The 1,399-nt window shown below is 64.8% G+C and carries 1 protein-coding gene; it reads left to right on the top strand.

Annotated elements, in window-relative coordinates:
- Nucleotides 1–145 precede the first annotated feature (145 nt).
- Nucleotides 146–1,342: an IS256 family transposase gene (locus BM075_RS24055; protein ID WP_093363127.1), complete on the top strand. Its 1,197-nt coding sequence runs from the start codon at nt 146–148 to the stop codon at nt 1,340–1,342.
- Nucleotides 1,343–1,399 lie beyond the last annotated feature (57 nt).

Here is a 1,399-nt window from a genome sequence, read left to right as displayed (position 1 = left end):
GGTAGTGTCCCAACGCTTGGTGTAGGAGGCCGCGCGCGGAGCCCCCGGCGTAGCGCAGCGCGCGGCCGGGTGTGACGCTGGCGGCCACCGCCGATCTTCGAGAAGGTTCGGGTTGCAAGACCTTGAACCAAGAACGGAGATGACGATGACCGATGACAGAATGACGCTGATTGAGCTGGTTGAGAAGCAGGCCGATGGCGATCTCGTGCGCGAGATGCTGGCCTTCGCGGCCGAGCGGATCATGGAAGTGGAGGTCGAGGCGCGAACCGGTGCCGCGAAGGGCGCTCGCTCTCCCCTGCGGGAGGTTCAGCGAAACGGTTACCGGGACCGCGACTGGGACACTCGTGCCGGTCGGATCGCGCTGGAAATCCCGCGGCTGAGAAAGGGGAGCTACCTGCCCAGCTTCCTGGAGCCGCGACGGACTGCTGAGAAGGCGCTGGTGGCGGTGATCCAGGAGGCTTACGTCCACGGGGTCTCTACGCGCTCCGTAGACGATCTGGTGAAGGCGATGGGCGCTGGCGGCATGTCGAAGAGCCAAGTCAGTCGCCTTTGTGTCGAAATCGACGAGCGGGTGAATGCATTCCTCTCCCGGCCGCTCGAAGGCGCCTGGCCCTATCTCTGGCTCGACGCGACCTACGTGAAAGTGCGCGAGAGCGGGCGGATCATCAGCCGCGCCGTGATAATAGCGGTAGCTGTGAACGAGGACGGCAAGCGCGAAGTTCTCGGCGTCGCCACCGGTCCATCCGAAGCAGAAACGTTCTGGACCGACTTCCTGCGCTCTCTCGCCGACCGTGGCCTGCGCGGCGTGAAGCTGGTGGTCTCCGATGACCACAAGGGGCTGCGGGCTGCCGCGCGGCGGGTGTTCGACGCGACGCACCAGCGCTGTCGCGTTCACTGGATGAGAAACGCGCTTGCCCATGCTCCGACCAAGCAGCGCACGGCCGTGGCGGCAATGCTGAAGACGATCTTCGCCCAGGAAAACAAGGCGGATGCCGAAGCCCAGTGGGAGGTCGTGGCTGACGCGCTGCGCGAGAAGCAGGCGCGGCTCGGCGCCCTCATGGACGCCTCGCGCGACGACGTCCTCGCCTACATGGATTTTCCGCGTGAGCATTGGGCCCAGATCGCGTCGACGAACCCACTGGAGCGGGTGAACCGGGAGATCAAGCGCAGGTCCGACGTCATCGGCATCTTCCCGAACGACGAGGCCATCGTCCGTCTCGTCGGCGCGCTGATGCTCGAGACCAATGACGAATGGACGGTTGCACGGAGATACATGTCTCTTGAAAGCCTGGCGCGTGTCACCGACACTACAACCGTTAGGCTGTCCGCCGTGGCGACCTGATCAGCCTTGGACCTCTCCGAAGGTCGGCGCTCTTACACCATCTCTCGGGGCACTACC

The organism is Tropicimonas isoalkanivorans, assembly GCF_900112335.1.
GTDB classification, from domain to species: Bacteria; Pseudomonadota; Alphaproteobacteria; order Rhodobacterales; family Rhodobacteraceae; genus Tropicimonas; species Tropicimonas isoalkanivorans.
This window is presented reverse-complemented; position numbering and strand designations above follow the sequence as displayed.